The organism is Streptomyces sp. NPDC018029, assembly GCF_044327655.1.
GTDB lineage: Bacteria > Actinomycetota > Actinomycetes > Streptomycetales > Streptomycetaceae > Streptomyces.
The window spans coordinates 279,863-304,902 of sequence record NZ_JBIRFV010000008.1 but is presented as its reverse complement, the minus strand read 5'-3'; the positions used below and the strand labels follow the sequence as shown (position 1 = coordinate 304,902).

General features: G+C 71.2%; 23 protein-coding genes and 1 pseudogene. 8 read left to right on the top strand and 16 right to left on the bottom strand.

The genetic code is table 11. From position 1 onward, the window contains the following. Positions 1-750 (bottom strand): lysophospholipid acyltransferase family protein, encoded by a 750-nt coding sequence (locus tag ACH4D5_RS25315; protein ID WP_398306672.1) that lies wholly within the window; start codon positions 748-750, stop codon positions 1-3. A gap of 244 nt (positions 751-994) precedes the next feature. On the opposite strand from ACH4D5_RS25315, the gene ACH4D5_RS25310 reads away from it, so the two are divergent. Beyond that, positions 995-1,393, top strand: a complete 399-nt coding sequence (locus ACH4D5_RS25310; RefSeq protein ID WP_398306670.1) for an SSI family serine proteinase inhibitor — start codon at positions 995-997, stop codon at positions 1,391-1,393. Between the two features lie 68 nt (positions 1,394-1,461). Here the strand turns inward: ACH4D5_RS25310 and ACH4D5_RS25305 are convergent, their stop codons facing one another. The 5 genes from ACH4D5_RS25305 to ACH4D5_RS25285 all read right to left on the bottom strand — a co-directional run bounded on the left by ACH4D5_RS25305 (position 1,462) and on the right by ACH4D5_RS25285 (position 6,013). Next, complete coding sequence (locus ACH4D5_RS25305) at positions 1,462-1,620, bottom strand: hypothetical protein (RefSeq protein WP_398306668.1); 159 nt, start codon at positions 1,618-1,620, stop codon at positions 1,462-1,464. A gap of 87 nt (positions 1,621-1,707) precedes the next feature. Further along, positions 1,708-2,658, bottom strand: coding sequence for a cytochrome c oxidase assembly protein (locus ACH4D5_RS25300; protein WP_398306666.1), 951 nt, complete (start codon positions 2,656-2,658; stop codon positions 1,708-1,710). Positions 2,659-2,794: 136 nt separating this feature from the next. Beyond that, entirely contained in the window at positions 2,795-3,820 is a 1,026-nt protein-coding gene (locus ACH4D5_RS25295; RefSeq protein WP_398306664.1) for a 6-phosphofructokinase, read from the bottom strand. A gap of 187 nt (positions 3,821-4,007) precedes the next feature. Further along, a complete protein-coding gene (locus ACH4D5_RS25290; RefSeq protein WP_398306662.1) occupies positions 4,008-4,736 on the bottom strand; it encodes a type 1 glutamine amidotransferase in 729 nt (242 codons plus the stop codon). Positions 4,737-4,774: 38 nt separating this feature from the next. Then, positions 4,775-6,013 (bottom strand): MurT ligase domain-containing protein, encoded by a 1,239-nt coding sequence (locus ACH4D5_RS25285; RefSeq protein WP_398306660.1) that lies wholly within the window; start codon positions 6,011-6,013, stop codon positions 4,775-4,777. Between the two features lie 151 nt (positions 6,014-6,164). On the opposite strand from ACH4D5_RS25285, the gene def reads away from it, so the two are divergent. After that, entirely contained in the window at positions 6,165-6,728 is a 564-nt protein-coding gene (gene def / locus ACH4D5_RS25280; protein WP_398306658.1) for a peptide deformylase, read from the top strand. A gap of 5 nt (positions 6,729-6,733) precedes the next feature. Here def and ACH4D5_RS25275 read toward each other — a convergent pair whose 3' ends face one another. After that, positions 6,734-7,384 (bottom strand): TetR family transcriptional regulator, encoded by a 651-nt coding sequence (locus ACH4D5_RS25275; protein ID WP_398306656.1) that lies wholly within the window; start codon positions 7,382-7,384, stop codon positions 6,734-6,736. Positions 7,385-7,565: 181 nt separating this feature from the next. Between ACH4D5_RS25275 and ACH4D5_RS25270 the strand changes: the two genes are divergently transcribed. After that, a complete protein-coding gene (locus ACH4D5_RS25270) occupies positions 7,566-8,792 on the top strand; it encodes an acyl-CoA dehydrogenase family protein (protein ID WP_398306654.1) in 1,227 nt (408 codons plus the stop codon). Between the two features lie 33 nt (positions 8,793-8,825). On the opposite strand, the gene ACH4D5_RS25265 is transcribed toward ACH4D5_RS25270, so the two are convergent. From ACH4D5_RS25265 to ACH4D5_RS25250, 4 genes are all read right to left on the bottom strand, one after another. Further along, positions 8,826-9,614 (bottom strand): GNAT family N-acetyltransferase, encoded by a 789-nt coding sequence (locus ACH4D5_RS25265; RefSeq protein WP_398306652.1) that lies wholly within the window; start codon positions 9,612-9,614, stop codon positions 8,826-8,828. Positions 9,615-9,694: 80 nt separating this feature from the next. Further along, positions 9,695-10,735 carry a PhlD gene (locus ACH4D5_RS25260; protein ID WP_398306650.1) on the bottom strand — a complete coding sequence of 347 codons (1,041 nt, stop codon included), beginning with the start codon at positions 10,733-10,735 and terminating at the stop codon, positions 9,695-9,697. 117 nt (positions 10,736-10,852) lie between these two features. Next, positions 10,853-11,674: a helix-turn-helix domain-containing protein gene (locus ACH4D5_RS25255; protein WP_398306648.1), complete on the bottom strand. Its 822-nt coding sequence runs from the start codon at positions 11,672-11,674 to the stop codon at positions 10,853-10,855. A 518-nt stretch (positions 11,675-12,192) separates the two neighbouring features. Next, the gene (locus tag ACH4D5_RS25250; protein WP_398306646.1) at positions 12,193-13,077 is read right to left on the bottom strand and encodes a Gfo/Idh/MocA family protein; all 885 of its coding nucleotides are present in this window, start codon (positions 13,075-13,077) and stop codon (positions 12,193-12,195) included. 296 nt (positions 13,078-13,373) lie between these two features. On the opposite strand from ACH4D5_RS25250, the gene ACH4D5_RS25245 reads away from it, so the two are divergent. Beyond that, a complete protein-coding gene (locus ACH4D5_RS25245) occupies positions 13,374-14,846 on the top strand; it encodes an MFS transporter (RefSeq protein ID WP_398306644.1) in 1,473 nt (490 codons plus the stop codon). Between the two features lie 98 nt (positions 14,847-14,944). On the opposite strand, the gene ACH4D5_RS25240 is transcribed toward ACH4D5_RS25245, so the two are convergent. Then, entirely contained in the window at positions 14,945-15,889 is a 945-nt protein-coding gene (locus tag ACH4D5_RS25240) for a DMT family transporter (RefSeq protein ID WP_398306642.1), read from the bottom strand. Between the two features lie 174 nt (positions 15,890-16,063). Here ACH4D5_RS25240 and ACH4D5_RS25235 point away from each other — a divergent pair, with 174 nt between their 5' ends. Then, positions 16,064-16,627, top strand: a complete 564-nt coding sequence (locus tag ACH4D5_RS25235; RefSeq protein WP_398307084.1) for a TetR/AcrR family transcriptional regulator — start codon at positions 16,064-16,066, stop codon at positions 16,625-16,627. A 239-nt stretch (positions 16,628-16,866) separates the two neighbouring features. After that, positions 16,867-18,708 (top strand): asparagine synthase (glutamine-hydrolyzing), encoded by a 1,842-nt coding sequence (gene asnB, locus ACH4D5_RS25230; protein WP_398306640.1) that lies wholly within the window; start codon positions 16,867-16,869, stop codon positions 18,706-18,708. Positions 18,709-18,724: 16 nt separating this feature from the next. On the opposite strand, the gene ACH4D5_RS25225 is transcribed toward asnB, so the two are convergent. Beyond that, entirely contained in the window at positions 18,725-19,018 is a 294-nt protein-coding gene (locus ACH4D5_RS25225; RefSeq protein ID WP_398306638.1) for a plasmid mobilization protein, read from the bottom strand. 213 nt (positions 19,019-19,231) lie between these two features. Further along, positions 19,232-19,987 (bottom strand): sulfite exporter TauE/SafE family protein, encoded by a 756-nt coding sequence (locus ACH4D5_RS25220; protein ID WP_398306637.1) that lies wholly within the window; start codon positions 19,985-19,987, stop codon positions 19,232-19,234. 168 nt (positions 19,988-20,155) lie between these two features. On the opposite strand from ACH4D5_RS25220, the gene ACH4D5_RS25215 reads away from it, so the two are divergent. Further along, the gene (locus ACH4D5_RS25215) at positions 20,156-21,088 is read left to right on the top strand and encodes a LysR family transcriptional regulator (protein WP_398306635.1); all 933 of its coding nucleotides are present in this window, start codon (positions 20,156-20,158) and stop codon (positions 21,086-21,088) included. Here the strand turns inward: ACH4D5_RS25215 and ACH4D5_RS25210 are convergent. Together ACH4D5_RS25210 and ACH4D5_RS25205 are read right to left on the bottom strand one after the other, a co-directional pair. Continuing rightward, a pseudogene (locus tag ACH4D5_RS25210) lies at positions 21,058-22,321 on the bottom strand (RNA polymerase sigma factor). The gene ACH4D5_RS25215 and the pseudogene ACH4D5_RS25210 overlap by 31 nt on opposite strands. Before the next feature lie 31 nt (positions 22,322-22,352). Continuing rightward, complete coding sequence (locus tag ACH4D5_RS25205; protein WP_398306633.1) at positions 22,353-22,769, bottom strand: YciI family protein; 417 nt, start codon at positions 22,767-22,769, stop codon at positions 22,353-22,355. A gap of 197 nt (positions 22,770-22,966) precedes the next feature. Between ACH4D5_RS25205 and ACH4D5_RS25200 the strand changes: the two genes are divergently transcribed. Continuing rightward, positions 22,967-25,018, top strand: a complete 2,052-nt coding sequence (locus ACH4D5_RS25200; RefSeq protein WP_398306631.1) for a pectinesterase family protein — start codon at positions 22,967-22,969, stop codon at positions 25,016-25,018. The last annotated feature ends 22 nt before the right edge of the window (positions 25,019-25,040 follow it).

Sequence of the window (25,040 nt, the reverse complement as noted above, 5' to 3'; positions counted from 1 at the left end):
TCAGCTCAGCGGCGGCTTCGGGAACCTGCGGCGCTCCCTGGCGCCCGCCGCCGCGCGCTCGCGCTCGGCCTCCGCCGCTTCCTCGGCCTTCACGACCGCCGCGTACTTGTCGACGTACTCCTGCCCGGAGAGCCCGAGGATCGCGTACATGATCTCGTCGGTGACGGCGCGGAGGACGGCCTTCTCGTTGTCCATGCCGACGTATCGGGAGAAGTCGAGGGGCTCGCCGAAGCGGATCGTCACCCGCTTGAGGTTCGGGACCTTCTGGCCCGGTGGCTGCGCCTCGAACGTGCCGATCATGGCGCACGGCACGACCGGCACCTGGGCCTTGAGCGCCATCGCCGCGACGCCGACCTTGCCCTTGTACAGCCGGCCGTCGTGCGAGCGGGTGCCCTCCGGGTAGATGCCGAGCAGTTCGCCCTTGCGCAGCACGCAGAGGCCCTCACGGATCGCCGCCTGCCCCGCCTCCTTGCCTGACCGGTCCACCGGGATCTGCCCGGCGCTGCGGAAGAACGCGGCCGTCAGCCGTCCCTTGATGCCCGGCCCCGTGAAGTACTCGGCCTTCGCGAGGAACGTGATGCGGCGCTTGATGATCGCCGGCATCAGGAAGTGGTCGGAGAACGACAGGTGGTTGCCAGCGACGATTGCCGCGCCGGAGTCCGGCACATGTTCCAGGCCCTCGATTCTGGGCCGGAACATCAGCCGGAGCAGTGGGCCGAGGATCACGTGCTTGAGCAGTAGGTAGAACATGGCGGCAGCCTTCCCCCTCGTCCCGGTGCCGACGCACGGTAGTCAATCGGTGGCGCGGATGCGAGAGCCCGTTCGGGCCCTTGCGCGGGGCCGAGCGGGGGAACGACCGGCGCGGCGGTTCGCCGGGCGGCGCGTACGAGGGGTGCCCTGGGCTTGCCCCGGCGTCGTCGACGCCACGGAACGTCACCGTCCCGGTCGACGTCGCTGACGCCGTCGCGTCCGACCTGTATCCCGGAGGTTCCCCATGCGTCCGTTCGCCCTCGCCGCCGCCGCCCTGCTCTCCCTCGGCTCCCTCGGCGCGCTCACTCCCGCCCAGGCGGCGGACCCGGCCCCGGCCCCGAAGCGCGGCCTCTTCCTCACCGTCACCGGCGCCCAGAACACCTGGATCCGCGGTGTGCTGCTGCGCTGCGAGCCCGGGCCGTCGGGTCCCCACCCGCAGGCGGCCGAGGCCTGCGAGGCGATCGCTCGGGCGAAGGGGAACTTCGACGCGCTCCCCGACGACCCGCACGCGTGCACGAAGGAGTACGAGCCGGTCAGCGTGAAGGTGACCGGGTCGTATAAGGGCCGGCCGGTCGGCTGGCGCAAGACGTACCCGAACGCCTGCGCGCTCGACGCGGACACCGGCCACGTCTTCCGCTTCTGAGCCCCGCGCTTCCGAGCGTTCCGTGTCCGGGCTTCGCGCTTCGTGGCGGCTGTCGCGCGGTACCGCGCTCATGCGGCGCGCGACAGCACCATCGCCAGTGTGATCAGACCGAGCACGACCCAGCCGAACCACAACCAGCCGTTGCTCCCGAGCGCCGCTGTATAGGCCGTCACCATGACCAGGCCTCCGATGGTGAACCCACCCATGGTCTTCGTGGAACCGGGCATCGCTCAGCCTCCTCCCGGCAGTCCGCGGCGCCCGTGCGCCCGGACCGCGGTCCGAAGACCATCGTGACCCGGGAAGACCCTCTGGCGCTAGCGTCCGCGAGCGGCCAGTGAGGCCAGATAGGCGTTGTACGCCTCCAGCTCCTTGTCGCCGTCGCGGTCCGCGGCACGGTCCTTGCGCCGCGCCTCACGGTCCTCGGAGCGCCGCCACTGGAAGAGCAGGGCGACCAGGACCACCACGGACGGGATCTCGCTGAACGCCCAGGCGATGCCGCCCGCCGCCTCCTGGTCCTCCAGCGCGTCGATGCCGAGCGAGGCGGGCGGGTGCATGTACGTGCCGATCATCGGCTGCGTCGCCATCATCAGCGCGATGCCGAAGAACGCGTGGAACGGCATGCCCGCGAACAGCTCCAGCATCCGCATGATGTAGCCCGGCCGGTGCGGCCCCGGGTCGACGCCCATGATCGGCCAGAAGAAGATCAGGCCGACGGCGAGGAAGTGGACCATCATCCCGATGTGGCCCGGCTTGGAGCCCATCAGCGTGTCGAAGAGCGGCGTGAAGTAGAGCGCGTACAGGCTCGCGATGAACAGCGGGATCGTGAACGCGGGATGCGTGATGATCTTGATGTACCGGCTGTGCAGCAGCCAGAGCAGCCACTCGCGCGGGCCCTTGCTGCCGCGGGAGGCGACCGGCAGCGCGCGCAGCGCCAGCGTGATGGGCGCGCCGAGCAGCAGCAGGATCGGCGACAGCATGCTGATCACCATGTGCTGCACCATGTGCACGCTGAACATGACCATGCCGTAGTCGTTGAGCTTGGTGCACATCACGAGCAGCACGGTCAGGATGCCGAGCACGAACGAGATCGTGCGGCCCACCGGCCACTTGTCGCCGCGCCGCACGAGCCGCGCCACACCCCACCCGTACAGGGCGAGCGCCACCAGGCAGCCGATGAGGAAGAAGGGATCGGCCGACAGTTCGAGGCCTCGCCCCAGCGTGAACGGCGGCAGATCCATGTTCATGCCGTGCCCGCTGTGATCCATCCAGTGGCTCCTGATTCGTGCGGATTGTGCGACGTGTGTCCGCACCAGAGTAGAACCGCCCCCGGCCGCTGCTGCGACCGGGGGCGAGTAAAGCGCATAAGGCGATTAAGGCGCGTCATACGCGGGGCGGCGGAGACTAGAGCACGCACTCCGCTTCGGCGTACCGCTCCTCGGGCACCGTCTTCAGCGTCTCGACGGCCTCGGCCAGCGGCACCATCGTGATGTCCGTGCCGCGCAGGGCGGTCATGTGGCCGAACTCGCCGCGGTGCACGGCCTCCACGGCGTGCCAGCCGAAGCGGGTCGCGAGGACGCGGTCGTACGCCGTGGGGGTGCCGCCGCGCTGGACGTGGCCGAGGATGACCGGGCGGGCCTCCTTGCCGAGGCGCTGCTCCAGTTCCAGGGAGAGCTGCCGGGCGATGCCGGCGAACCGCTCGTGGCCGTAGACGTCCTTGCCGCCCTCGTCGAACTCCATGGAGCCCGCGCGGGGCTTGGCGCCCTCGGCGGCCACGACGATGGCGAACTTCTTGCCGGCGGAGAAGCGCTCACCGACCTTCGCGGCCAGCTCCTCGATGTCGAAGGGACGCTCCGGGACGACGATGGCGTGCGCGCCCGCCGCCATGCCCGAGTGCAGGGCGATCCAGCCGGTGTGCCGCCCCATCACCTCGACGATGAGCACGCGCTGGTGGGACTCCGCGGTGGTCTTGAGGCGGTCGAGGGCCTCGGTCGCGACGCCGACGGCCGTGTCGAAGCCGAAGGTGACGTCCGTGACCGCGATGTCGTTGTCGATGGTCTTGGGCACTCCGACGATGGGCAGGCCCGCGTCGGAGAGGAGCCGGGCCGCCTTGAGGGTGCCCTCGCCGCCGATCGGGATGATCGCGTCGAGGCCGAGCTCGGCGACGTGCCCCCTGGCGCGTTCCACGCCGTCCCGCAGGTGCGCGGGCTGGACGCGCGAGGAGCCGAGGATCGTTCCGCCGCGGGCGAGGATGCCGCCCACCGCGTCGAGGTCCAGCTTGCGGTAGTCGCATTCCAGGAGGCCTTTCCAGCCGTCGTGGAAGCCGATGACCTCGTCGCCGTGGTCCACCACCGCGCGGTGCACGACGGAGCGGATGACGGCGTTCAGGCCGGGGCAGTCGCCGCCGGAGGTCAGGACACCAATGCGCATTGCCCGGAATACCTTTGCAACGTGGGTCGATGACCGGACCACGTCGTCCGGCTGGATCCCCGCCACCCTATAGGCGCCGGGGGGCGGGGCCGCACCTCGCGTCCGAAGGCTGGACGGCCCCGCTCACATGTGCGGGCGGGGCGTCAAGCGGGCTTCGATCCGGCGTGTTCCGGGGTGTTCCGGAGTGTTACGCGGGCTGCTGCGCGGCGTTGATGCGCTCGGCGCGCAGCGCCTCGTACCACCGGTCGTCCGTCGGCGGCAGCGCGTTCACATCGAGGGCCAGCTTGAGCAGCAGGTCCGCGATGAGCGGGTTGCGGGCGAGAACGGGGCCGTGCATGTACGTCCCGAAGACCGTGCCGTTGTACGCGCCCTCGGTGCCGTCGCCCGTGCCGTTGCCCCGGCCGAGGGTGACGCGGGCGAAGGGCCGCGCGGCCGGGCCGACGTGCGTGATGCCCTGGTGGTTCTCGAAGCCGGTCAGCGGGGGCAGGCCCAGCTGCGGGTCGATGTCGGCGAGCACGTCGCCGACGCACCGGTCGCCCTCGCCGCGGGTGGAGACCACGTCGAGGAGGCCGAGACCGGGCTCGCGCTGGCCGAGGTCGTTGATGAACTCGTTGCCCAGGATCTGGTAGCCGGCGCAGACCGAGAAGACGATCGCTCCGTTGCCCACCGCGCGCTGCAGGCCGCCGTCGCGGCGCAGCCGCTCGGCCGCGAGACGCTGCGGGCGGTCCTCGCCGCCACCGATCAGGTAGATGTCGCCGGAGGTGGGCACCGGCTGGTCGCTGCGTACGTCGTAGCGCTCGACCTGGAGGCCGCGCTGGTGGGCGCGGCGCTCCACGACCAGGGCGTTGCCCTGGTCTCCGTACGTGCTCAGCAGGTCGGGGTAGACCCACACCAGCCGCAGGCTGTTGTCGCTCATGCTCATTTGTCCCTACGAAGATCTAGAGGCCGGGCGGGTCAGTTGCCGACGCGGCGGCGCAGGTCCTGGAACGCGGTGTAGTTCGCGATCGTCTCGATGCGTCCCGGCGGGGCGAACTGCACCGCCTCGTCGACGCTCTCGCAGACCCGGAAGTCCAGACCCGCGACCTCCAGGCGGACGGCGAGGTCCAGCTTGCGGTCGCCGAGCACGAAGATCGGGTGACCGGCGAGCCGGGTGTAGTCGACGTCCCAGAGCCAGGAGGTGTCCGTGCCGTCCGCCCCCCGGGCGTTCACGGAGAGGATCACCGGGGTGGGCGGCGGGTCGATCAGCGAAAACGTTTCGAGCCAGCCCGCCGGGTTCTTCGCCAGGAGCAGGCGCAGGTCGCGGCCCTGGAACTGCACGACGTCGTAGCGTCCGGCGACCGCCTGCACCTGGTACATCCGCTCCAGGGCGACCTGCGGAGGCACGCCGAAGACGGCGGCGACGGCCGCCGAGGTGGCGGCGTTGGCCTTGTTGGCGCGGCCGGGCAGCTGGAGGTGGATCGGCCAGGCCGAGCCGTGCGGGTCCAGGACGTGGTCGCCGGAGAGCACCCAGCTGGGCGCCGGGCGGCGGAAACCGCACTCGCCGCAGAACCAGTCGTCCCCGGGGCGCTGCATGACGCCGCCGCAGGACGGGCACGACCAGGCGTCGTCCTTCCACTCCTGGCCGGCGGCCACCCACACCACGTTCGGTGAGGAGGAGGCCGCCCAGACGACCAGCGGGTCGTCGGCGTTGGCGATGACGACGGCCTTGGAGCCCGCCAGGCCCTCGCGCCACTTCTCGGCGAGCATGCGGGTCTCGGCGGCGCGGTCCAGCTGGTCGCGCGAGAGGTTCAGCAGGGCGATCGCCTTGGGGTCGACGTCACGGGCGACACCCGCGAGGTACTTCTCGTCGACCTCGATCACACCGAACCTGGCGTCGGACCCGCCGGCGAGCGCCGAGGTGATTCCGGCGGGCATGTTCGCACCGAGCGCGTTCGAGACGACGGGGCCGCTGGCCCGCAGCGCCTCGGCGATCAGGCGCGTGGTGGTCGTCTTGCCGTTGGTGGCCGACACGAGGACCACGTCCAGGTGCGTGGCGAGCCGTCCGAGCAGCTCGGGGTCGAGCTTGAGCGCGACCTTGCCGCCGATCACCGATCCGCTGCCGCGGCCGGCAGCCCGCGAGACCGCCGCGGCCGCCTTGCCCGCCGTCACGGCCAGCTTGGCCCGCGGCGACAGCGGGTCCGTGTTGCCTGACATCTGTCGAGATCCTCCTTGCGTACGGCGCCGCGCCTGCCCCCGGCATCGTTTCGCTGCTCAGCCTATCGAGATCCACTGACAAGCCCGAATCACGGCACCACCTCGGCACCTCGGCGGTGCCGCTCCATGCCGAGACCGTACTCTTGCCGCCATGCGACACGGCACGATCCCGGGCGCCTCGGGGCGCGTACGACCTCTGACCCTGCTCGGTGACCCCGTGCTGCACACGGCCTGCGAGGAGGTCACCGACTTCGGGCCCGAACTGGCGCGTCTCGTCGAGGACATGTTCGCGACGATGTACGCCGCGCGGGGCGTGGGACTCGCCGCGAACCAGATCGGCGTGGGCCGGCGGGTGTTCGTGTACGACTGCCCCGACGACGAGGACGTCCGGCACCTCGGGCACGTGGTCAACCCGACACTCGTCGAGGTGGACGGCGTCACGGTGCGCGGCCCGGAGGGCTGTCTGTCGCTGCCGGGACTCGAAGCCGGCACGCCGCGTTTCGACCACGCCGTGGTCGAGGGCGTCGATGTGCGGGGGGAGCCCGTGCGGGTGCACGGGACGGGCTGGTTCGCGCGCTGTCTCCAGCACGAGTGCGACCACTTGGACGGCGGTGTCTACACCGACCGCGTCACGGGCTGGCGGCGCCGCAGGGTGCTGCGGGCCGCCGCCAGGGCTTCGTGGAACTCCCGAGAGGCCGGGAGCGGGAACTCCTGAAGGGCTCAGAACCCGGGACCGCCGACGCGGTTGCCCGCCGCCGCGAGCCGGCCCCACAGCAGGTCGGCGAGGCTGCGCACCAACTGGGCGCGTGAGCACGGCCGTTCGCCGAGCCACCAGTCGCCGGCCGCGTGCATCATGCCGACGATGCCGTGCCCCCACACCCGGGCGAGCTCGGCGCTCTCCGGGCCGAGGTCGACGCGCTCCTCGATGACCTCGGCGAGCTCCTCGCCGAGGCGGCGCAGCAGGGGGGCCGAGTGCAGGCCGACGTCGAAGCCCTGCTCGCCGGGTGAGGGGGCCTCCGACGGATGCATGAGGAAGCGGTAGACCTGGGGGCGTGCCTCGATCGCCGAGAGGTAGGTGTCGAGCGTCGCCTCGACCCGCTCCCTGCGCTCGGCGGGTGCGTCGAGGGCGGCGCGCAGGGCTTCGAGGAGTGCGTCGGTGTGCCGCTTGGCGAGCGCGGCGTAGAGGCCGCCCTTGTCGCCGAAGTGGCGGTAGAGGATCGGCTTGGTGATGCCCGCCTCGGCGGCGATGGCGTTCATCGAGGCGCCGGGGCCGTCGCGGAGCACGACCCGGTCCGCGGCCTCGAGCAGCTCCCGCCGACGCCGCTGATGATCCGCGGACCGTGGCTGATCGGTCTGCTGCGTGGTCTCCATCGTTTCTCCCCGCCCGTGCTGAATCGGTGACGCACGCGCAACGTAACACCCGGCGGCCGGCAGGCATCGAACGGGCCGCCGGGAGTTGACATGGACTACTGGCCGGTAACACACTTCTGGTTACCGCAAGTAACGCCGTGGCTGATCGCAGCCGCAGCTGATCGCAGGTCCTGGAGGGGTCATGGCCGAGTTCACCATGGAGCTCAACGACGAACAGAAGGAAGTCCGTGACTGGCTCCACGGATTCGCCGCCGAGGTGATCCGCCCCGCGGCCGCCGAGTGGGACGAGCGCGAAGAGACCCCGTGGCCCATCATCCAGGAAGCGGCGAAGATAGGGATCTACTCGCTCGATTTCTATGCCCAGCAGTTCTTCGACCCCTCCGGCCTCGGCATCCCGATGGCCACCGAGGAGATCTTCTGGGGTGACGCGGGCATCGGCCTGTCCATCATGGGCACTGGCCTGGCCGCCGTCGGCGTGCTCGCCAACGGCACCGAGGAGCAGATCGGCACCTGGATCCCGCAGATGTACGGCGACGTGAACGACGTCAAGGTCGCTGCCTTCTGCTCCTCCGAGCCCGATGCGGGTTCCGACGTGGCCGCGATGCGCACCCGCGCCGTCTACGACGAGGCCAAGGACGAGTGGGTCCTCAACGGCACGAAGACCTGGGCGACCAACGGCGGCATCGCCAACGTCCACGTCGTCGTCGCGGTCGTCGACCCCGAGCTCGGCTCGAAGGGCCACGCCTCCTTCATCGTCCCGCCGAACACCCCCGGTCTCGCGCAGGGCCAGAAGTTCAAGAAGCACGGCATCCGCGCCTCGCACACCGCCGAGGTCGTCCTGGAGGACGTACGCGTCCCCGGCCACTGCCTGCTCGGCGGCAAGGAGAAGCTCGACGAGCGCCTCGCCCGCGCCCGTGAGCGCGCCAAGTCGGGCGGCGAGCGCGTGAAGAACGCCGCGATGGCCACGTTCGAGGCGTCTCGCCCGGCGGTCGGCGCCATGGCGGTGGGCACGGCCCGCGCCGCGTACGAGGAGGCCCTGGAGTACGCCAAGACGCGCACCCAGTTCGGCCGCCCGATCATCGACAACCAGGGCGTCGCCTTCCAGCTCGCCGACATGCGCACCCAGATCGACGCGGCCCGCCTCCTGGTGTGGCGCGCCTCCTGGATGGCCACCACCGGCAAGAAGTTCGAGTCGGCCGAGGGCTCCATGTCGAAGCTGTACGCGAGCGAGGTCGCCAAGAAGGTCACCGCGCAGGCCGTGCAGATCCTCGGCGGCAACGGCTACACCCGCGAGTACCCGGTGGAGCGCATGCACCGCGACGCCGCGATCTACACGATCTTCGAGGGCACGAGCGAGATCCAGCGCCTCGTCATCGCGCGCACGCTGTCGGGGATGCCGATCCGCTAGACCGGCGCGCCGGCGCGGCCCGCGCGGGTGTCCCTACGGCTGGTACACGTACGGCGTGGTCGTGCAGAGCGTGGTGAAACCGAGGCGGTCCAGGATCGGGCGGCTGTCGTCGGAGGCGTCGACCTGCAGATAGCGGTAGCCGCGCTCGACGGCGATGCGGGCGCGGTGGGCCACCGTCGCGCGGTAGATGCCCTTGCCGCGCCACTGCGGATCGGTGCCGCCGCCCCAGAGGCCGGCGAAGTCGGTGCCGGGGCGGAACTCCATCCGCGCTCCGCACACCGGCCGGTCACCGGCCATGGCGACGACCGCGACGATGTCGTCGGGCGCCTCGGTGAGCTGGGCGAGCACGCGCCGGGCGAGGTGCTCGCTCAGCGCGGCGTCGCCCTCCCCGAAGGCCGCGAGGTGGGCTTCGGCCATGAGCCGCACGCCCTCGGCGTCCGTCACCGGGAGCAGCCGCACGCCGTCGGGCAGTTCGGGCCCCGCGGGCAGCGAGGCGGCCTCGGCGACCATCACGGTCTCCACCGGCTCGGCCTCGAAGCCGGCCGCGAGGAGGCGTTCGGCGAGGTCGGCGGGTTGGTCGTAGGAGTGCAGCTTCCACTCGAACTCGCGCCCGGCCGCGGTGTAGTGGCGCACCTGCTCGGCTATGACGGCGTCGGCCGTCGACGCGTCGATGTCGGCCCACAGGACGCCGTTCCAGTCGTGTGCCGAGCCGGTCACCCGCACGACACCGCCGGTCCGCTCGCCCCGTGTGTCGCCGCCCTCGCCCTGCGTGTCGTGCCGTAGCTGCCGGTCGTACGCGGTCAATACCGCTGCATGATCCATGGGGTCACCTCAGCAGGGCGGTGCGGTGGCGGCAACCGGTTTTGGCGGGCGGCGGGCTCGGCCCTGTCAGCGGCTGTGGGTCATGCCTGCCAGCGGCAGCGCGCGGCCGCGGTGGCGAAGCCGGGGCCGAAGGCGACGGCCGCGCCGTGTGCGCCGTCGTGCGGGGGATCGGCGTGGGTGCGTTCCAGGACGCGCAGAATGCTCACGCCGCCGAGGTTTCCCTCGTGGCTGAGCGTGTCCGTGGAGTGCCGCGCGGCGTGCTCGTCCAGGCGCAGGGCGTCCGTCGTGTCGGCGATGATGCGGGGGCTGCCGGGGTGAATGAGGGCGAAGTCGGGCCGGCGCGGCCCGAGCCACTCCAGGAGCGGGGGCAGCACGTCGGTGACGGCGGCCAGGACCTGTTTCGTGGAGTCGAAGTGGATGCCGTCGGTGGAGATCCGGCCGCGCTGGCGTTCGACACTGTCCGGCAGGACGTACTCGAAGGTGTCCTCGACGGCGAGACCGGGCCCCAGCGGTGTGTCGGTGACGATCGTGGCGGCGGCCGCGTCGCCGAACAGCGCCTTGTAGATCATCGATTCGATGGTGGTGTCGCTGTGGTGGTAGATGCTGGAGAGCACCTCGGCGGCCACCACGAGGACCTTGCTGCCAGGTCGCGCGGCGACGAGGTCGGCGGCGCGGGCGAGCGCCTGGGTGCCGCCCGTGCAGGCCACCGTGGCGAGTGCGACGCGCCGCAGGTCGGGGCGGAGGCCGAGCCGTGAGACCAGGTTGATGTCGAGGTGGGGGACGGCCCAGCTCGTGGTGTGCGTGGTGACGATCGCGTCGATGTCCCGCGCGGCGAGCCCCGCGTCGTCCAGGGCCCCGGTCGCGGCCCGTTCCGCCATGGCGAGCGCGTCGCCGAAGGCGGTGCGGGCGCGCTCCCCGACGTCGGCGGTGCCGGAGACGGTGGGGGAATCGAGGGGGCGGGTGAAGTGGCGGGTCTGGACACCGCTGTTGCCGATGACGCGGAGGATCGCGCGCAGGCGCGGGTGGTCGGCGTGGTGCCTGCTCACATCGTCGGCGATCTCGGCCGTGGTGACCTTGTGGTCGCCGAGGACGGTACGGGGTCTGAGTACGTGAGCGGTCACGAGGCGGCTCCCCGAGGATCGGCAGAGCGGGTGGGGATGTGGCCAACGTACTGCACTGGGGCCGAAGTGCCCTGTTGAGCGCCGTGTGCGGGGGTGGTCCGCCCGGGGCAGGGCGCGTCAGTCCGAGCGGAGAATGGACGCGCGCGAGTGGGTGCGCTGCGTGCCGCGGTGGAACACCAGGATCATCAGCCGGGAGCCGGGCGCCGTCAGGGGCTGAGCGGCACACATGGTGACCCAGCCGGGGCCTTCCAGGGCGTGCAGCAGGGGGCGCTCGTCACCGTCGGGGTGCGGGTGGGAGTTGCCCGCGGTGTAGAGGTCGGCGAGCTCGGGATCGGCGAGGATCTCCTTCTCGATCTGCCGCAGTATGTCGTCGTCGGGCCTGGTGGCGAGCGCCGCCCGCAGCTGCGGCAGCACCATGGGGGCCCAGGCGGTGTGCCAGTTCATCAGCGTCTCGCGGCCGTGCGGGTCGAGGAGCATCCAGCGCAGCGTGTTGCCCGGCACCTTGCCGTTCGGGAACATGCCCGCGAAGGCCGTGTTGTAGGCGAGCATCTCCCAGGACGCGTCCGTCACGTAGGCCATGTGACCGATCCCGTCGACGGCCTCCTGCCAGACTCCGGGCACCTCCTTGCCGGAGGAGAGATGCAGCGGTCCCGGCGGGTCCTGGAGCAGTGCGTAGCGGCAGAGGGAGACCCACTCCTGTTCGTTGAGCCCGAAGAGGCGGGCCACGTCCCGGAGCAACGAGGTCGGCGGATTGGGGTAATTGCCGGACTCGAGGCGGTGATACGTCCCGAACGTGCGGTGGAGCAACTGGTCGACCTGGTGCTGGGACAGGCCGGGGGCGCGCCGGCCCTGACCTGTGGGGCGGGCGAAGCCGTGCGATTCGGGGGCTATGAGGGCGCGTCGTTCGCGGAGCAGAGCGCGGAGCGCCGTCTTGTTCATGGTGGGTAATCCCTCTTGGTGCACGCCGAGTTGGAGCGTGATCAGTCTAAATATTCACATCGGCTTTGGTAGTAAACATTGCCCGAAGAAAACGATCAGTCGCTGGGGCATCATGGAGCGTGCGGGGTCACCGACCTGCAGGTTTGATCGTCGGGTGGCGCCCGTGCGCACCAGCGGGGCATCTTGTCCGGGGAGTTCGAGAATGGCTGAAATTCCCCGGCATTGGGTACCCCCTAGGCCTACTGAGGCTGATGCGGGAAGCGTGTGGGACAACTGTTCGTATTTCGGCCCGAGTCGTCGGAGTGGTCGGAATCGGAGCAGCGCAGGACCGCACGGCGCTACTTCCCGCGGTGGCTCCGTAGGATCCCCGGCTGCGGTCGGTGCCGTCACTCGCCATTACGTAGCGGCCACGGTACCGGCCGCCCGTGGTTGCCCCGGGCGGACGCCGTGGCCGCTCTCGTCGAACCCCACGGCCTGACTTGGCCGGATCCCGGCTCACATCGTTGGTGCCGGGCGGATCACGCGGCCGTGAGGTGCTCCTCCGCCTGCGCCAGAATCTCCGTGACCCGCAGCCCGAACCGGACATCGCACGGGTGCGCCGTGCCGCTGCCCGCCGACTCGACGAGCTGGTCGACCGCCGTCCGGAACGCCTCGCCCGGCTCCCACGTCGGCAGCACGACGGTGCCGCTCTCGCCGCGCAGCTCGACGGTCAGCCCCGCGCACTTCGCCGGTGCCGTCAGGCTCAGCGTCGCCGTGCTGGACGCGCCGCCGGTGTGCCGCAGGATCAGATGGGCCGTGTCGCCGGGGCCCGGCGCGGCCGTCACGGCGCTCACGTCGCCGAGTACGGGTATCAGCATGGACAGGGCGTGCGGGCCCACGTCCCACAGGCCGCCCCGGCTCGCACGCCACGGTGAGGAGAACGCCTCGGTGCCGTCCGGGCCGTAGAACGAGCCGTACCAGTCGGCGCGGCCGGTGAACCAGCCGCCCGTCGCGACCTGTTCGGACAGCCAGGCCGACGTGTCGGCGGCGAAGCGCAGCGTGAAGAAGACCACGGACGCCACTCCGGCCCGCTCCACCGCGGCGGCGAGGTCCCGGGCCCCGTCGACGGTCGTGGCCACCGGCTTGTCGAGCAGCAGGTGGCAGCCCGCCGCCGCGGCCCGCGCGGCGAGCGGCGCCTGTACGTCGGGCGGTACCGCGAACGCCACCGCGTCGCTGACGGCGAACAACTCGTCCACGTCCGCGTACGCCGTCGTCTTGTGCGCGGCCGCGAGGGTGGCAGCCGCCTCGGGGCGGCGTCCCCAGACGCCGCTGAGGTCGACGCCCGGGTGCCGGGCCAGTGCGGGGGCGTGCGTGGCGGAGGCCCAGGGACCCGTGCCCACCAGGCCGATTCGGAGTCGATTCATGGGCCGCAGTATGACCGAAGCCGCCCCACGGTGACCTCCCGCGGCGGTGGTCCGCCGGTCCGGCGAGGCGGTTCACGGCCAGGGAGGGGCCGGGCAGGGGCCGAGCACGGGGCGGTCCGGGGACCATCCGGTCCGACCCACAGAATCTTCGATTCCATCGGTAGAGGTGGAGGGAGAGATTGAGGTGGAGATTTCGGGGCGAATTCCCGGCGGTGAATTGCCATTCACCCACTACGGTGAATTCGAATTCACCGTGTGCGGGCGGGGCCGAGAGATGATCGGGCGGGGGAGACGTCATGGGGTCCGTTCCGGAACCGGGTGACGCACGGGGGCTGCGCGCCCGGCTGACCGTTCCCGTCCTGGCCTTCGGCGGCATCCTCATGGCCGTCACACAGACGGTGGTCGTGCCGCTGCTGCCCGATCTGCCCCGGCTGACCGGCAGTTCGGCCGGGGCCGTGTCCTGGCTGGTCACCGCGACGCTGCTGGCCGGCGCGGTCCTCACGCCCGTTCTCGGCCGGGCCGGCGACATGTACGGCAAGCGCCGCGTCCTGCTGCTCGCCCTCGGCCTGATGGCCACGGGTTCGGTGCTCTGCGCGCTCACGTCCGACGTCCGGCTGCTGATCGCGGCGCGCGCCCTGCAGGGCGGCTCCGCCGCGGTGGTGCCGCTGTCCATCAGCATCCTGCGGGACGAACTCCCGCCACGGCGCACCGCTTCCGCCGTCGCCCTGATGAGCTCGACGGTCGGGATCGGCGCCGCACTCGGTCTGCCGCTGGCCGCGCTCATCGTGCAGTACGCGGACTGGCACGCCATGTTCTGGGCCACAGCGGCACTGAGCACCCTCGGACTCCTCCTCACCCGGTGGGCCGTGCCGGAGTCACCCGTGCGTTCAGCTGGGCGCTTCGACATCCGGGGCGCGCTGGGCCTCACGGCCGGACTGGTCTGCTTGCTGCTCGCGGTGTCGCAGGGCGGCCAGTGGGGGTGGGGGAGCGGCCCGGTCCTCGGCCTGTTCGCGGGTGCCGTCGTCATCCTGCCCCTGTGGTGGCACACGCAGCTGCGGACGGAACAGCCCCTGGTGGATCTGCGCCTGGCGTCCGGGCGCCGCGTGGCACTGCCGCACGTGACCGCGCTGCTCGCCGGATTCGCCTTCTACGCCAACTCGTTGCTGACCGCGCAGCTGTTGCAGGCGCCCGTCGGCAGTGGTTACGGCCTGGAGCTCTCGATCGTGGCGACCGGCCTGTGCCTGCTGCCCAACGGAGTGGTCATGCTGGTCCTGTCGCCGGTGTCGGCCCGCGTCTCGACGGCTCGTGGCCCTCGGGTGACCCTTGCCGTCGGCGGCGCGATCATGGCGCTCGGCTATCTCGTACGCATCGTGGAGAGCCGGGAGTTGTGGGTGATCGTGGTCGGCGCCGCGGTCGTGGCGACCGGGACGACCTTCGCGTACTCGGCGCTGCCCACGCTGATCCTGCGGGCGGTGCCGGTGGAGCAGACCGCGTCCGCGAACGGCGTCAACGTCCTGATGCGGACGATCGGCCAGAGTCTCTCCAGCGCGGCGGTCGCCGCCGTGCTCGTCCGGCACACGTCGTCGGTCGACGGCGTGCAGGTCCCCACGCTGGGCGGCTACCACCTCGCGTTCACCCTGGCGGGAACGGTCGCGCTCATCGCCTGCGCCACCGCCCTGGCCATCCCCTCGGAACCGGCCCCGGAGACCGCACGACGGACCACCCGGCGCGGCGGGTCCGCCGAGGGGACGGCTCTGGAGGGAAGGTGACATGAGGGGAGGAACGTAACGGCACCGCCTGCGCCGAGCCAGGCCGCCACATGGTCGTCACCTGCTCACCTGCTCACCGGCCGCGGAGACCGACGAGATCACCGACCGGTACGCGCCCGCCGTGCAGGCCTTCCCGACCCCGCCCTGACCCGGTCCTCCGGCGCGACGGCGGCGGACCGGCCCGCACCCCGCCGTACGACCACCACCGCCGCGAGTCCGACGGCCAGGCCCGACACCGTCTGCGGGCCGAAGGGCTCGCCGAACATCAGGGCACCCCAGAGCGCGGTCACCGGAGCCATGAGGAACATGAGGGTGTTGACCTGGGTGACCCCGGAGCGCCGCAGGATCAGCCAGTACAGGCCGTACCCGCCGAACGTGGAGAGCGCCACCAGCCACCCGATGGCCGTCCAGAACGACGCTTCGGCGGGCGGTGTCGCGGCTCCCGCCGCCAGCGCGAGTCCCGTGAAGACCACGGCACTGGTGACGCAGTGGACCGTCATCGACACCGAAGGGCCGACCGGGCGGGGTGCGCGCCGGTCCAGGAACGTCGCCGCCACCAGCGAGAGCATGCCGAGGAACGGCACGAGATAGGCCCACCACGGGGCGCCGCCACCGCCGGAGAAGTCGGCGGCGGTGACGATGACGACTCCGCTCACGCCGAGGACGAGCCCGATCCACTGGGTGCGGGAGACGTACTGGCCGAGCAGCGGCCCGGCGAGGGCTCCCGCGACGAGCGGCTGGGTGCCGTCGATCAGCGCGGTGGTCCCGCTGGAGACGCCGAGCTGGATGGCGTAGTACACGGTGAGGAGGTAGCCGCTCTGCGACAGCGCGCCGACAGCCGCCTGCCGGCCGAGGTCACGCGCCGTCAGGCCCCGCCAGGAGGCACGCGCGAGGACCAGGGCGGCGAGCCCGAGGACCACGGCCAGGGGCAGGAAGCGCCACATCAAGATCGTCACCGCGGACGCGCTGCCCGCGCCCAGTTTGGCGCCGATGAACCCGGAGCTCCAGGTGAGTACGAATGCGGCCGACAGCAGGACGTTCATGGATGCCTCCCCGTCGTGCGATGCGGCTGAGCCGGTGAGCCAGTAGACCGATCTGTATACCTCAGTGGAACGTCGAGTATACAGATCGGTCTACTGCAGGCTTACGATGGATTCGTGAGCAACGGCATGCACGGAACGGAAGCGGGCGGTGTGGCGGCGCCGCGCCGCATCGTCATGACGCCGGGCGCTCGCCGCGCCCTCGACGCCGCGGGGCGGCTCTTCTACGAGCGAGGCATCCACGCCGTGGGGGTGGACCTGATCGCCGCCGAGGCCGGGGTGACCAAGAAGACCCTCTATGACCGGTTCGGCTCCAAGGAGCAGATCGTCGTCGAGTACCTCGCCGACCGGGACGAGCGCTGGCGTGCCTTCCTCGCCCCGTATCTGGAGGCCGCGCCCTCGCCGGGCGCCCGGATCCTCGCCGTCTTCGACGCCTTGCGGGACTGGGTCGATGAGCACTCGGCCAAGGGGTGCGGCATGGTCAACGCGCACGCCGAGATCAGTGACCCCGGCCACCCCGCGTACGCGGTCATCACCGGCCAGAAAGCCTGGATGCTCGCGCTCTTCACCGATCTCGCGGCAGAGATCGCGCCGCGCGGGGCGGCGCGCCTGGGGCGGACGCTGATGCTGCTGCACGAGGGCGCGCTCGTGGCGCACGGCCTCCAGGTGTTCCCCGCCGCCGTCGAGCAGGCGCGCGAGGATGCCGCAGGGCTGTTAAGGGCAGCCGAAGAGGATCGTTGACAAGTCTTTGCCGATGGCTGGAATGTTTCGTTCCGCTGAAGGGGCGGCTTGCCTGTCGGGGCGGATCGAAAGGGGGGCGCCCCCGCGCGACGCGGCTCTGGCCTTGGTAAAAAGCGGCCGGAATCGTCGGGGTCGGTGAGGCGGCCGCGCAGCCGGCGCGTTGACCGTACGCAATCGGAGGCGCACTCTGCCTATATAGGTGCTAGATACACCTAGTTCGGCGAGCGGAAGGAATGCGCATGTGCGGCATCACCGGCTGGGTCTCCTTCGACCGTGATCTGACGGTCGAGTCCACCACCCTGGACGCCATGACGGAGACGATGTCCTGCCGCGGTCCCGACGACCGCGGCACGTGGACCGGCGGCCCCGCCGGGCTCGGGCACCGTCGCCTCGCGATCATCGACCTGCCCGGCGGGCGCCAGCCCATGACCGTCGAGACACCTACGGGCACCGTCGCCCTGGTCTACTCCGGCGAGACCTACAACTTCACCGAGCTCCGCCGCGAACTGGCGGGGCGCGGCCACCGGTTCACCACCGAGTCCGACACCGAGGTCGTGCTGCGCGGCTATCTCGAATGGGGCGAGGCCCTCGCCGAGCGGCTGAACGGCATGTACGCCTTCGCGATCTGGGACGCGCGCCACGACAGGCTCGTCATGATCCGGGACCGCATGGGCATCAAGCCCTTCTACTACTACGAGACGTCCGACGGCGTCCTGTTCGGCTCCGAGCCCAAGGCGATCCTCGCCAACCCGCTGGCCCGCCGCCGCGTCACTCTGGACGGCCTGCGGGAGGTCTTCACGGTCGTCAAGACGCCCGGGCACGCCGTGTGGGACGGCATGCGGGAGGTCGAGCCCGGCACCGTCGTGACGGTCGACCGCGCGGGGCTGCGGCGGCACGTCTACTGGTCGCTGGAGACGCGTCCGCACACCGACGACCGCGACGCGTCCGTCGCGAAGGTGCGGGAGCTCCTCGACGACATCGTGCGCCGCCAGCTCGTCTCCGACGTGCCACGCTGCACGCTGCTCTCCGGTGGCCTCGACTCCTCGGCGATGACGGCACTCGCGGCGCGTCAGCTGGCCGAGACGGGCGAGACGGTGCGGAGTTTCGCGGTCGACTTCGTCGGCCAGGCCGACAACTTCGTCGCCGACGAGCTGCGCTCCACGCCCGACACGCCCTTCGTGCACGACGTGGCGAAGTCGGCCGGCACCGAGCACCGCGACATCGTCCTGGACTCGCACGCCCTCGCCGACCCGGACGTGCGCGCCAAGATGATCCGCGCACGGGACATCCCCATGGGCTTCGGCGACATGGACGCGTCTCTCTACCTTCTCTTCCGCGCCATCCGTGAGCACTCCACGGTGGCGCTGTCGGGGGAGTCCGCGGACGAGGTCTTCGGCGGCTATCTGCAGTTCTTCGACGAGACGGCGCGGACGGCCGACACCTTCCCCTGGCTGGTGCGGTTCGCCGATCACTTCGGGGACGACGCCGGTGTCCTGCGCTCCGACCTGACCGCCGCGCTCGACCTCCCCGCGTACATCAAGGAGAGCTACGCGACGGCCGTCGCCGGTATCCAACGCCTGGACGGCGAGAGCGACTTCGAGTACCGGATGCGGAAGATCTGCCATCTGCACCTGACGCGATTCGTCCGCGTCCTGCTGGACCGCAAGGACCGCGCGAGCATGGCCGTCGGCCTCGAGGTGCGCGTCCCGTTCTGCGACCACCGTCTGGTCGAGTACGTGTACAACACGCCGTGGGCGCTGAAGTCCTTCGACGGCAGGGAGAAGAGCCTGCTGCGGGAGGCGACGGCAGATGTGCTGCCGCGGTCGGTCTACGACCGGGTGAAGAGCCCGTACCCGTCGACGCAGGACCCCAAATACGCGGTCGCGCTCCAGGGCCACGTCAAGGAACTGCTCGCCCGGCCCGGCCACCCGGTCTTCGATCTGGTGGACCGGGAGCGGGCCGCGCGGGCCGCCGACCGGGAGGCGCCGCAGATCACCCAGGCCTCCCGCCGCGACCTGGAGCGGACGCTCGACCTGGCGCTCTGGCTGGACCTCTACAAGCCGGAGATCACCCTCAGCTGACTCCCGCCCTGATCTCTCACCGGTCCCGATCGCCTCCCAGGGCCTTCGGCTCGGCCGAGGCGGCGAGGGTGTCGAGGAACCGCTTGAGCGCGGGCGTCCCGTCCCTCCCCAGCCCTCGCTGGACCGGCGGAACGGCCGCTCCGCGCCGGCTGTCGGACGTCTGGCACGGGCCGGACCGCTCCTCGGTCCGGACGGTCACGGCGCGGCGGACGAACTCGGCCACCGGCATCCCGAGGTGATCCGCGTGGCGCGCGATCGCGGCGTACTCATCGGGCGTGAACAAGACCTGCACAGGCTTGGCACCGTCCATGGACGCATGATGCCGCCCGGGCGTGTGTCACGCGGTGCGGTTGGCATATTCGCCCTCGAAGGCGTGAAAACAGGGGAAGACGTCCCCATGAATGGAATGTGACCCCGACCGGACGGGGGAATCTCGGTCGGGGTCACATCATGTTCAACGATAAACCATGGATCGGGGTTCCCTGACCCGGGGGGCCGGGGCTGTGACCTGCGTTACGTCGTCCTACTGCATGAGCATGATCACTGAAGCCGTCGTCCCCACGACGACGATGAACGTGCGCATGGCCAGCGGCGGGAGCTTGCGCCCGAAGCGGGCGCCGATCAGGCCGCCCACTGTCGAACCCGCGGCGATCAGGCCGGCCGCCGTCCAGTCGATGTCCGCGACCGCGATGAAGACGACAGCGGCGACACCGTTCACGAGGGAGGCGAGGACGTTCTTCGCGGCGTTCAGGCGTTGCAGGTCGTCCGGGAGGAAGGTGCCGAAGAGCGCCATGAGCAGCACGCCTTGGGCCGCGCCGAAGTAGCCGCCGTAGACGCCGGTGACGAGGACTCCGCACCACATGGGGGCGCCGCCGTCGCGGTTCGCTCCGCTCCGGCGGTTCTTGAGCCGGCGGTTCAGCCAGGGTTGCAGCAGGACCAGCAGGCACGCGGTCAGGATGAGCGCCGGGACCACCGCCTGGAAGGCGTCCGCGGGGAGCCGCAGGAGGAGCAGCGCGCCGATCAGGCCGCCGATGAGGGAGGCCGCGCCGAACCGGACCAGGCGTCTTAACTGCCCTTTCATCTCACGGCGGTAGCCGTACGCGGCGCTCAGGGTGCCCGGCACCAGGCCGAGGTTGTTCGACACGTTGGCGAGCACCGGCGGGAGGCCGAACGCCATCAGCGTGGGGAAGGTGATGAGGGTGCCGGACCCGACCACCGCGTTGAGCCCGCCGGCCGCGACACCGGCGGCCCCGACGGCCACCATCTCGAGCGCTTCCACACGTCACCTTTCCCGAGTCGATGGCCCGCGCCCCCGGGGCTCCGTGAACCCCGGGTCGACGCCCGTCGCCGGGTCGCCGCCCGGGCCATGGACGATCTTGGTGCACGGCGAAAACCCAAGTCAATCCTCAGGTTTCCTTGTAGCCCTCCAAGGGATAACTTCGCCCTCGTGACCCTCGACGACCTTCGCATCTTCATCGCCGTGTGCCGCGCAGGCAGCCTCAGTGCCGTGGCCCGCGACCTGTCCTGTACGCAGTCGGCGGTGAGCCAGCACGTCAAACGCCTGGAGCGGGAGCTCGGCGTCAGTCTCCTGGAGCGGCACGCGCGGGGCGTCGTGCCCACCTCGGCCGGGCGCACCCTGCGGGCAGCCGCCGCCGACGGCATCGGCGGCATCGACCTCGCCGTGCGCCGGCTGCGCGAGCAGGTGCGCGGTGACGGCGGCGCGGTGCGGATCACCACAGGGGCCACCTCCGTACGGCACTTCATGGCCGAAGCCGTCGTCGGTTTCCGGGACCGCTATCCGCGCGTCAACCTGGAATTCCAGACCGTGAGCTCCAGCCGCGGCTGCTTCGACGCGCTCGCCGCCGACGACCTGGACCTCGCCTGGATCACTCTCGGCGAACCCGTGCGCGGCATCGAGCAGCGGCCCGTCGTGGAGCTGCCCTGGGTCCTCGCCGTCCGGACCGACGACCCGCTGGCCGGCCGCCCGCGCGTCGAGCCCGCCGAGCTGGCCTCGGGACAGCTCATCACGCCCCCGGAGGGCTCGACATCGCGCGGCCGACTCGACGCGCACCTCGGCCAGTTGGATGTGGTGCTGCCGACCGTCACCAGCGTCGCGGACTGGGACACCGCCGTCCTCCTCGCCGAGCTCGGGCTCGGCCAGGCCGTCGTGCCCGCGCTGCCCGGCTGGCGCGAGAGCGGCCCCGCGGGCCTCTGTCTCGTCCCGGTTCCGGAGCTGCCGCCGCTCTCGGTGGGCTGGGCGGTGCGCCGCTGGGACGCGTTGAGCCCGCTGGCCCGCGCCTTCGCCGACACCGTCGCCGAGCACTGCGCGCCGCTCGGCGCGGCCCCCGCTCAGGGCGCCAGTCTGGCGGCTCGCGTCTGAAGGTAGTGGGCCTCGGGGCGGCTGAGGGTGCCCTGGGCCGCCAACTGGTAGGCGGCGCGGGCCCCTTCGGTGTCGCCCGCCTTCTCCAGCAGATGGGCGCGCACGGCCTCCAGGCGGTAATGGCCCTTCAGCCGGTCCTCCAGCGCGGCCAGTTCACCGAGCCCGGCCCGGGGCCCGTGCACCATCGCGTAGGCCACGGCGCGTCCCAGCTCGGCCATCGGCTCGGGCGCGCGGCGTACGAGAACGTCGTACAGGGCGAGGATCTGCGGCCAGTCGGTGGCCTCCGCGTGCTCCGCCTCGTCGTGCAGCGCCGCGATCGCCGCCTGCAACTGGTAGGCGCTGGGCGGACCTTGGGACAGCGCCTCCTCGACGAGCACCGTGCCCTCGGTGATCGCCTCCCGGTCCCAGCGGGTGCGGTCCTGCTCGTCGAGCGGGATCAGCTCGCCGTGCGGCCCCGTCCGCGCAGCGCCGCGGGCCTCGGTGAGCAGCATCAGCGCCAACAGGCCCGTCACCGCGCCCTCGTGGGGCAGGAGGCGGCGTACCGAACGCGTCAGGCGGATCGCCTTGCGGGCGAGCTCCGCGCGGTGCAGGGCCTCGCCGGAGGTCGCCGTGTAGCCCTCGTTGAAGATCAGGTAGAGCACCTGGAGGACCACGGCGAGCCGCGCGTCGCGGTCCTCGGGCCCCGGCTGCAAGAACGGCGCTCCTTTGATCCTCGCTTTCGCCCGGCTGATCCTCCCCCACTGCCTCAAGGGCGTGGGAGGTGCCCCCAGCCATCGTCGCCTCGGGCACAAGATGTGCCCGGGCGATCTCGCCCGTGGTCAGACCGCCGACGGCGCGCAGGGTCAGCGCGATCTGCGCGGCCGGAGTCAGCTGCGGATGACAGCACAGGAACAGCAGCGTGAGCGTGTCGTCGTCGGCCGGGGCGCGGCTCTCGCCCGGCGGGGGAGCGGTGAACGCGTCCCGGGGGGTGAGGCGCGCCGCGTCCTCCTCGCGCCGCCGCCGCGCCTCGTCGGCGCGCAGCTGGTCCATGAGGCGGCGCGAGGCGACCTTGATCAGCCAGCCCCGCGGATTGTCCGGCACTCCGGAGTCCGGCCACTGCCGCGCCGCCGCGAGCAGCGCCTCCTGCACGGCGTCCTCGGCGGCGCCGAAGTGCCCGTACCGGCGTACGAGCGCGCCGAGGACCTGCGGCGCGTGCCGGCGCAGCAGGTCCTCGGCCTCGGTCGTACGTCTCAACGCCCGTCTCCCGAGGAATGGGCCGTACGTCTCAACACTCGCCTCCCGAGGAGTCCTGCACGGGACGGATCACGACGGGCGGGTCGACGACACCCTCCGGTCCGGGGCACTCGCTGATGCGCTGCGCGATCTCGGTGACGCGCTCCAGGCTCGCGCATTCGAGCAGCCAGTACCCGGCGAGCACCTCCTTCGTCTCGCCGTAGGGACCGTCCGTGATCACGGGGCGGCCGTCCTTGTCCCTGCTGACGAAGCGGGTCTGCGCGGGCTCCGTGAGCCCTTGCGCGTCGATGAGCTCACCGGACTCGGCGAGGTCGTTGGTGACCTCGCTCATGAACGCGAACATCGCCTGCAGTTCCTTCTCGCTCCACGCCGGACCGTCCGCGGACGGCTTGCCCGCCATCGCTTCGTAGTCGGCCTGCGAGCCCTGCACCATCACCAGATACTTCATGACTTCGCTCCTCGGCTGCGCCGTCACCCCTCGCGGGTGACTTTCACAGGAGACGTCGGAGCGGACGGCGCGTTCTCGACACCTCGCCAAAAAAATTGTATCGACGGGCAACCTTCTGTGCCTTCGGCGGCGACTGCTCAGCGGCCCGGTCCACCGGACACGGGCGCCCCCCACGTACGACAGACGGGAAGCGACGCATGACCGACCTCCATGGCAAGGCGCGACACCGCAGAAAGAAGAGGGCCCTCCTGGTGGGCGCCCCGCTGGCCGTCGCCGCGGCCGCCGCGATGGCGTACGGCACGGCCTTCGGCGCGTTCGGCGAGGAGGCTCAGCCCCGCGCGGCCGCCGCCACCGCAGCGGCCCCGGCCTGGGCCGACGACACCGCCGACGGCTTCGCGTCGGTCCACGCGCTGGGGCAGAAGGGGACGTACGGCGGCCGGGACGGGAAGACCGTCACCGTGCGGAGCCTCGCCGAGCTGGAGAAGTACGCGACCGCCCCGGAGCCGTACGTCATCGTCGTGGCCGCGACGATCACCATGGACCCCAAGGGCAAGGAGATCAAGGTCGCCTCCGACAAGACGATCGTGGGCGCGGGCACCTCCGGACAGCTCGTCGGCGGCGGCTTCTTCCTCGGCCGGGGCGTCCACAACGTGATCATCCGGAACCTCACGATCCGGGACTCGTACGACGGCACCTGGAACGACAAGGAGCACGACTGGGACGCCATCCAGATGGACGGCGCGCACCACGTGTGGATCGACCACAACGATCTGCGGCACATGGCCGACGGTCTGATCGACAGCCGCAAGGACACCACCTACGTGACCGTGTCCTGGAACAAGCTGAGCGACAACAACAAGACCTTCGGCATCGGCTGGACCGAGAACGCCACCGCCGACCTCACGATCCACCACAACTGGTTCCGCGAGACCGAGCAGCGCAACCCGTCGACCGACAACGTCGCCCACGCCCACCTCTACAACAACTACCTCCAGGACGACCCGGGCACCGACATCACCTCGTCGTACGGCAACTACTCGCGCGGCAGGACGAAGATGGTCCTGGAGAACAGCTACTTCCAGGGCATCAACAACCCGGTCATCAAGGACGCCACCGCCGCCCTCGTCCAGCGCGGCAACGTCTTCACCAAGACCAGCGGCCGCAACGAGAGCGGCGGCACGGCGTTCGACCCGAAGGCGTACTACAAGTACAAGCTCGACAAGGCGGCCGACGTCCCCGCGCTCCTCAAGTCCGGCGCGGGCCCCCGGAGTTCCCTCGGCACGACGGCCGGCGCCCGTGCCGACCGCACCCTCACCGTCGCCAAGGACGGCAGCGGCCGGTACACGAGCGTGCAGAAGGCCGTCGACGCCGTCCCGGCGGGCAACTCCTCGCGCGTCGTGATCCGGATCGCGCCCGGCACGTACCGCGAGACGGTGAAGGTCCCGTCGAACAAGCCCCACGTCACCTTCGAGGGCACCGGCACCAGCCGCAAGGACACCGTCATCGTCGAGGGCCACGCCTCCGGGATGACCAAGCCCGGCGGGGGTACGTACGGCACCGGCGGCAGCGCCACCGTCGCCGTGGAGGCCGACGACTTCCAGGTCCGCAACCTCACCATCTCCAACGACTTCGACGAGGCGCGGAACCAGAACCTGGACGGCCACCAGGCCGTGGCGCTGCGCACCGCCGCCGACCGGGTCCGCCTCGACTCCCTCATCGTCAGCGGCGACCAGGACACGCTGCTCCTCGACACGGCCGCGAAGGACAAGGCGGGCCGGGTCTACCTGACCAACTCCTACGTCATCGGCAACACCGACTTCGTCTTCGGCCGTGCCACCGCGGTCATCGACAAGTCCATCCTCACCCTGAAGAAGCGCTGGAACGGCACCTCGGCCGGATACGTCACCGCGCCCAGCACCCCGGCCGGACGCAAGGGCTTCCTCATCACCCGCACCACCATCGACGGTGACGTCACCGCGCGGAGCTTCCACCTCGGCCGCCCCTGGCACGCCGGAGGCGACGCGAGCCTGGACCCGCAGGCCACCATCCGCGACAGCAAGCTCGGCGCGGCCGTCAAGACGGCTCCCTGGACCGACATGGGCGGCTTCTCCTGGAAGGACGACCGCTTCGCCGAGTACAAGAACACCGGCCCCGGCGCGGGCGGCCCCAACGGAGACCGCCCGCACCTCACGGACGCCCAGGCCGCGGACCAGGAGACCGCCGACTGGCTCGGCGACTGGAAGCCCTAGCCGGTCGGGCCCGGCCCGGCCG

Excerpts from the sequence above, each read along its gene's own strand:
- ACH4D5_RS25315 (WP_398306672.1), bottom strand. The coding sequence starts at position 750 with ATGTTCTACCTACTGCTCAAGCACGTGATCCTCGGCCCACTGCTCCGG.
- ACH4D5_RS25310 (WP_398306670.1), top strand. The coding sequence starts at position 995 with ATGCGTCCGTTCGCCCTCGCCGCCGCCGCCCTGCTCTCCCTCGGCTCC.
- ACH4D5_RS25305 (WP_398306668.1), bottom strand. The coding sequence starts at position 1,620 with ATGCCCGGTTCCACGAAGACCATGGGTGGGTTCACCATCGGAGGCCTG.
- ACH4D5_RS25300 (WP_398306666.1), bottom strand. The coding sequence starts at position 2,658 with ATGGATCACAGCGGGCACGGCATGAACATGGATCTGCCGCCGTTCACG.
- ACH4D5_RS25295 (WP_398306664.1), bottom strand. The coding sequence starts at position 3,820 with ATGCGCATTGGTGTCCTGACCTCCGGCGGCGACTGCCCCGGCCTGAAC.
- ACH4D5_RS25290 (WP_398306662.1), bottom strand. The coding sequence starts at position 4,736 with ATGAGCGACAACAGCCTGCGGCTGGTGTGGGTCTACCCCGACCTGCTG.
- ACH4D5_RS25285 (WP_398306660.1), bottom strand. The coding sequence starts at position 6,013 with ATGTCAGGCAACACGGACCCGCTGTCGCCGCGGGCCAAGCTGGCCGTG.
- def (WP_398306658.1), top strand. The coding sequence starts at position 6,165 with ATGCGACACGGCACGATCCCGGGCGCCTCGGGGCGCGTACGACCTCTG.
- ACH4D5_RS25275 (WP_398306656.1), bottom strand. The coding sequence starts at position 7,384 with ATGGAGACCACGCAGCAGACCGATCAGCCACGGTCCGCGGATCATCAG.
- ACH4D5_RS25270 (WP_398306654.1), top strand. The coding sequence starts at position 7,566 with ATGGCCGAGTTCACCATGGAGCTCAACGACGAACAGAAGGAAGTCCGT.
- ACH4D5_RS25265 (WP_398306652.1), bottom strand. The coding sequence starts at position 9,614 with ATGGATCATGCAGCGGTATTGACCGCGTACGACCGGCAGCTACGGCAC.
- ACH4D5_RS25255 (WP_398306648.1), bottom strand. The coding sequence starts at position 11,674 with ATGAACAAGACGGCGCTCCGCGCTCTGCTCCGCGAACGACGCGCCCTC.
- ACH4D5_RS25250 (WP_398306646.1), bottom strand. The coding sequence starts at position 13,077 with ATGAATCGACTCCGAATCGGCCTGGTGGGCACGGGTCCCTGGGCCTCC.
- ACH4D5_RS25245 (WP_398306644.1), top strand. The coding sequence starts at position 13,374 with ATGGGGTCCGTTCCGGAACCGGGTGACGCACGGGGGCTGCGCGCCCGG.
- ACH4D5_RS25240 (WP_398306642.1), bottom strand. The coding sequence starts at position 15,889 with ATGAACGTCCTGCTGTCGGCCGCATTCGTACTCACCTGGAGCTCCGGG.
- ACH4D5_RS25235 (WP_398307084.1), top strand. The coding sequence starts at position 16,064 with ATGACGCCGGGCGCTCGCCGCGCCCTCGACGCCGCGGGGCGGCTCTTC.
- asnB (WP_398306640.1), top strand. The coding sequence starts at position 16,867 with ATGTGCGGCATCACCGGCTGGGTCTCCTTCGACCGTGATCTGACGGTC.
- ACH4D5_RS25225 (WP_398306638.1), bottom strand. The coding sequence starts at position 19,018 with ATGGACGGTGCCAAGCCTGTGCAGGTCTTGTTCACGCCCGATGAGTAC.
- ACH4D5_RS25205 (WP_398306633.1), bottom strand. The coding sequence starts at position 22,769 with ATGAAGTATCTGGTGATGGTGCAGGGCTCGCAGGCCGACTACGAAGCG.
- ACH4D5_RS25200 (WP_398306631.1), top strand. The coding sequence starts at position 22,967 with ATGACCGACCTCCATGGCAAGGCGCGACACCGCAGAAAGAAGAGGGCC.